Origin of the sequence: Microbacterium sp. 69-10 (assembly GCF_001897945.1) — a bacterium.
Lineage (GTDB): Bacteria > Actinomycetota > Actinomycetes > Actinomycetales > Microbacteriaceae > Microbacterium.
In genome coordinates, this window is sequence record NZ_MKRT01000024.1 from 324324 (window position 1) to 329346 (window position 5023).

The 5023-nt window shown below is 70.4% G+C and carries 4 protein-coding genes and 1 pseudogene; 3 read left to right on the forward strand and 2 right to left on the reverse strand.

Features of this window, described 5'->3' with window-relative positions:
• Window positions 1–1130, forward strand: a 1130-nt coding sequence (locus BGN97_RS12615) for an MFS transporter (protein ID WP_292702051.1), incomplete at its 5' end; no start/stop codon positions are given.
• Between the two features lie 33 nt (window positions 1131–1163).
• Here the strand turns inward: BGN97_RS12615 and BGN97_RS12620 are convergent.
• Both BGN97_RS12620 and BGN97_RS12625 read right to left on the reverse strand, forming a co-directional pair.
• The gene (locus tag BGN97_RS12620; RefSeq protein WP_292702053.1) at window positions 1164–2369 is read right to left on the reverse strand and encodes a homoserine O-acetyltransferase; all 1206 of its coding nucleotides are present in this window, start codon (window positions 2367–2369) and stop codon (window positions 1164–1166) included.
• Between the two features lie 123 nt (window positions 2370–2492).
• Window positions 2493–3815, reverse strand: coding sequence for a bifunctional o-acetylhomoserine/o-acetylserine sulfhydrylase (locus BGN97_RS12625; protein ID WP_292702054.1), 1323 nt, complete (start codon window positions 3813–3815; stop codon window positions 2493–2495).
• A gap of 137 nt (window positions 3816–3952) precedes the next feature.
• Between BGN97_RS12625 and BGN97_RS12630 the strand changes: the two genes are divergently transcribed.
• Both BGN97_RS12630 and BGN97_RS12635 read left to right on the forward strand, forming a co-directional pair.
• Window positions 3953–4738: an SDR family oxidoreductase gene (locus tag BGN97_RS12630; protein WP_292702055.1), complete on the forward strand. Its 786-nt coding sequence runs from the start codon at window positions 3953–3955 to the stop codon at window positions 4736–4738.
• Window positions 4739–4776: 38 nt separating this feature from the next.
• A pseudogene (locus BGN97_RS12635) lies at window positions 4777–5023 on the forward strand (uracil-DNA glycosylase); the annotation flags it as partial.

Genomic DNA, 5023 nt, shown 5'->3' on the forward strand with positions numbered 1-5023 from the left:
TGATGGGCCTGCTTCCCGACATCGCCCAGGACCTGCTGCCAGACCTCTGGGCGCGCAGCCAGGAGCAGGCGATCGGTCAGAGCGGCGTACTCGTGTCGATGTACGCGCTGGGCGTCGTGATCGGCGCGCCGACCATCGCCGGTGCGGTCGCGCGGTATCCGCGGCATCGGGTGATGCTCGGCCTCGCCGTCGCCCTCGCCCTGTTCAACGCACTCGTCGTGGTGCTGCCCGGCTTCGGACTGGTCGGGATGGCGCGTCTGCTGGCCGGCCTCCCGCACGGCGCCTACTTCGGCATCGGCGCGCTCGTCGCGGCCGACGTGCTGGGTCCGGGACGTCGCGCCCAGGGCGTGGCCTTCATCCTCACCGGGCTCACGATCGCGAACATCGTCGGCGTGCCCGTCGGTACCTATCTCGGCCAGCAGTGGGGCTGGCGGACCGCGTTCCTCGCCGTCACCCTGGTGTTCGCGTTCGGCGCGGTGTGCATCGCGCTGTTCGTGCCCGCCCACGAGGGCGATCCCGGCCGCACGATGCGCTCCGAGCTGGGGGTGTTCCGCTCCTCGCAGGTGTGGCTGACGCTGGGCGTCGGCGCGATCGGATTAGGCGGCTTCTTCGCGGTGTACAGCTACATCGCCCCGCTCGTCACCGAGGTCGCCGGAGCACCGCAGTGGGCGGTGCCCGTGACGCTGGTGCTGGTGGGGGTGGGGATGACCATCGGCAACCTCGCCGGCGGCCACTTCGCCGACCGCGACCTGCGGGCCACGCTGCACTTCGGACTGGCGGGCCTCGCCGCGGCGCTGGTCCTGCTCGCGCTGCTGGCCTGGTCGTTCGCCGCGCTGGTTGTCCTGGCTTTGATCGTCGGTGCGCTCTCCGCGATGATCAGCCCGGCGATCCAGACCCGGCTGATGGACGTCGCCGGAGACAACCAGTCGATCGCGGCAGCGCTGAACCACTCCGCGCTGAACATCGGCAACAGCCTGGGTGCGTTCCTCGGCGGCGTCGCGATCTCGCTCGGACTGGGGTTCACCGCTCCGGAGTGGGTGGGCGCCGGGCTGGCGCTGCTGGGACTCGGCATCACCGTGATCGCGTACCGGGCGGAGCGGCGGACACTGCAGGCATCGGCCGCGGCTTGAGCCGCAGATCGCCGGTGGCCGATGGGGGACGGCTCAGGCGTCGAGCAGCCGCTGCAGATGCATCCCGACCTCGTCGGTCTCGATGAGGAAGCCGTCGTGGCCGAAGTCGCTGGCCAGCACGATCGCCTCATCGTCGATGAGGTTCGGGATGCTGCGCGCGATGCGCTGCTGCCCGTCGACCGGGAACAGCCGGTCGGTGTCGATGCCGATCACCAGGCTCTTCGCGGTGACGGTGTGCAGCGCCTCCTCGACGCCGCCCCGGTCGCGCCCGATGTCGTGGGAGTTCATCGCCTCGACCACGGTGATGTAGCTGTTCGCATCGAAGCGGCGCGTGAACTTGTTGCCGTGGAAGTCCAGGTAGGACTCCACCGCGAAGCGACCGCCGTGGCCGAGCGGGGAGACCCCGGACTGCCAGGAGCGCTGGAACCGCTGATTCAGCTCGATCGGGCTGCGGTAGTTCAGCAGCGCCATGCGGCGGGCCAGTGCCAGACCGCGGTGCGGGCCCTCGCCGAGGGCCGCGTCGTAGTACTCGCCGCCGGCGAAGCGCGGATCCATCCGCACGGTCTCCAGCTGCACGAAGTTCAGGGCGAGCTGGTCGGCGGTCGTCACCGGGGGAGAGGAGAGCACGGCCAGGCGCTCGACGCGCTCGGGAGCCATGACGGCCCACTCCAGGGCGTGCATGCCGCCCATGGAGCCGCCGATCACGGCGGCCCAGGTCTCGATGCCGAGCTCGTCGGCCAGCCGGATCTGCGCGGCCACCTGATCGCGGATCGTGAGGTAGGGGAAGCGGGATGCCCACTCCCGGCCGTCCGGGGCGATGCTCGCAGGGCCGGTCGAGCCCTGGCATCCGCCCAGCATGTTCGGGGCGATCACGAACCAGCGATCGGTATCGATCGCAGCTCCCGGTCCGACCACGGAATCCCACCAGCCGGCCGTCGGATGCCCGGCGCCGGCCTCGCCGCGCACGTGGCTGTCACCGGTCAGCGCGTGCAGGATGAGCACCGCGTTGTCGCGCGCCGCGTTGAGCTCGCCCCAGGATTCCCAGGCCAGGCGCATCACGGGCAGGTGCTGGCCGCTCTCGGTGCGCAGATCGCCCAGGAAAGTGAAGCGGCGGTCGCGCGCGGGGTCGCCGTCGCGCCAGGCGCCGGTCGCGGGGGGACGGGCGCGCAGCAGTCGCTGGTCGGCCTCGGTCACGGGTGCCGAGGGCACCGTGTCCTCTGAGGTCGTCTGCCAGTCCATGTCTCCCATTCTCCCGGGTGCCCGCCCGCGGGAGCGGAAGGTTACGCCTGATCTCCGCCGCACACGCACGGATACCCCGGACCGCGCGGTCCGGGGCATCCGTGTCTCTGAGGAGGAGTCCGATCAGGCGCGAGCGGCCTCGGCGACGCGACGGGCCGCGGAGAGCGCCGTCTCCAGGTCCGCCTTGAGGTCGTCGATGTTCTCCAGGCCCACCGACAGGCGCACCAGGCCCGGCGTGACGCCGGCGGTGAGCTGCTGCTCGGGCGAGAGCTGGGAGTGGGTGGTGGATGCCGGGTGGATGACGAGCGAGCGCACGTCACCGATGTTGGCGAGGTGGCTGAACAGCGTGAGGCTGTTCACGAACTCGCGACCGGCCTCCACGCCGCCCTTGAGCTCGAAGGACAGCACCGCGCCGACGCCCTTGGGGGCGTACTCGTTGGCCTTGGCGTACCAGGGCGACGAGGGCAGACCCGAGTAGTTCACCGAGGCGACGTCGCCGTGGTTCTCGAGCCACTCGGCGATCTCCTGCGCGTTCTGCACGTGACGCTCGACACGCAGCGAGAGCGTCTCGATGCCCTGGATGAGGTTCCACGCGCTCTGCGGGGCGATCGCGGAGCCGAGGTCGCGCAGCAGCTGCACGCGGGCCTTGATGATGTAAGCCAGACCGTCGCCGACCGCGGTGGTGTAGCTGGCGCCGTGGTAGGACGGGTCGGGCTCGGTGAGCCCGGGGAACTTCTCGACGTTCTTCGACCACTCGAAGGAGCCTCCGTCGATGATCGCGCCGCCGATGGTCGTGCCGTGACCGCCGAGGAACTTGGTGACCGAGTGCACGACGATGTCGGCACCGTGCTCGAACGGGCGGATGAGGTAGGGGGTGGCGATCGTGTTGTCGACGATCAGCGGTACGCCGCCCTCGTGGGCGATGTCGGCGACGCCGCGGATGTCGAGCACGTTGATCTTCGGGTTGCCGATGGTCTCGGCGAAGAACAGCTTCGTGTTCGGGCGGAGCGCCGCGCGCCACTCGGCCGGGTCGTCCTGGTTCTCGACGAAGGTGACCTCGATGCCGAGCTTGGCGAGCGTGTACTTGAAGAGGTTGTAGGTGCCGCCGTAGATCGAGCTGGACGACACGATGTGGTCGCCGGCCTGCGCGATGTTCAGCACGGCGAACGTGGACGCCGCCTGGCCGCTGGAGAGCACGAGCGCGCCGGTGCCGCCCTCGAGCGCGGCGAGGCGCTGCTCGAGCACGTCCTGGGTGGGGTTCTGGATGCGGGTGTAGATGTTCCCGAACTCGGCCAGGGCGAACAGGTTCGCGGCGTGGTCGGCGTTGTCGAACACGTAGGAGGTCGTCTGGTAGATCGGCGTGGCGCGCGCCTTCGTTACCGGGTCGGGTGCTGCGCCGGCGTGGATCTGCTTGGTCTCGAAGCGCCAGTTCTCGGGTGCGGACATGAGGTTCTCCCAGAGTGAGTGGTGGTCGTGCGGCCGGATGCCTGGAAGCGAGGTTACGGAGCCTGCACGAAGCCCGACAACAGCCGGGAAATGTTACGTAACACAGCGAACGGCTCCGAAAGCCGTACGGTGGAGGAATGCTGAACAGACGTGCCGTGGTCACAGGGGCGAGTACCGGTATCGGAGAGGCCGCAGTGCGTGCGCTGCGCGCGCAGGGTTGGGACGTGGTCGGCGTCGCCAGGCGGGCGGAGCGGCTGGAGGCGCTCGCCGCGGAGACGGGATCGACCGCGTTCGCCTGCGATCTGACCGATCCGGATGCCGTGGCCGCGCTCATCGAGGAGCTCGAGCGCACCGGTCCCGTTCATGCCCTCGTGCAGGTGGCCGGCGGCGCGCGGGGCACCGACAGCGTCGAGAAGGGCTCGATCGATGACTGGCAGTGGATGTACGACGCGAACGTGCTGTCGACGCAGCGGCTCGTCGCAGGCATCCTGCCGCTGCTGCGCCGCGCCGCGGAGGACACCGGCCACGCCGACACGGTGTTCGTGACGTCGACCGCCGCGCAGACCGCCTATCCCGGTGGCGCCGGTTACAACGCGGCGAAGGCCGCGGAGTCGATGCTCGTCAAGGTGCTGCGTCAGGAGCTGAACGGCGAGCCCATCCGCGTCGTCGAGGTCGCTCCCGGCATGGTGCACACCGAGGAGTTCACCCTCAACCGCCTCGGCGGCGACCGCATCGCCGCGGACGCCGTGTACTCGGGCGTCGAGGAACCGCTGCTGGCCGAGGACGTCGCCGATGTGATCGCCTTCGCGTTGAACGCGCCGCGCCGCGTGAACCTGGATCTCGTGACCATGCGCCCGGTGGCGCAGTCCGCGCAGCACCTTCTGGCGCGCGGGCCGCTGCACGTCCGCACCGACGTCGACTGATGCCGCAGACGCTCGCCCAGCTCGCCGAGGCCGGGCAGATCGATCCGGGATGGGCGGAGGCGCTCGCGGCCGCGCAGCCGCTGATCACCGAACTGGGGGGCAGGCTGCGCGCCGAGAACGCGGCCGGCCGCGGGTACCTGCCCGCGGGGACCCATGTGCTGCGTGCGTTCCAGCGGCCCCTGGCCGACGTGCGCGTGCTGATCACGGGTCAGGACCCGTACCCGACGCCGGGGCATCCGATCGGCCTGTCGTTCGCGGTCGACCGCGAGGTCAGACCGCTGCCGC

What these genes read in the sequence shown, in the direction of transcription:
- BGN97_RS12625 (WP_292702054.1), bottom strand. Translation starts at nt 3,815, where the DNA reads ATGTCCGCACCCGAGAACTGGCGCTTCGAGACCAAGCAGATCCACGCC.
- BGN97_RS12630 (WP_292702055.1), top strand. Translation starts at nt 3,953, where the DNA reads ATGCTGAACAGACGTGCCGTGGTCACAGGGGCGAGTACCGGTATCGGA.
- BGN97_RS12620 (WP_292702053.1), bottom strand. Translation starts at nt 2,369, where the DNA reads ATGGACTGGCAGACGACCTCAGAGGACACGGTGCCCTCGGCACCCGTG.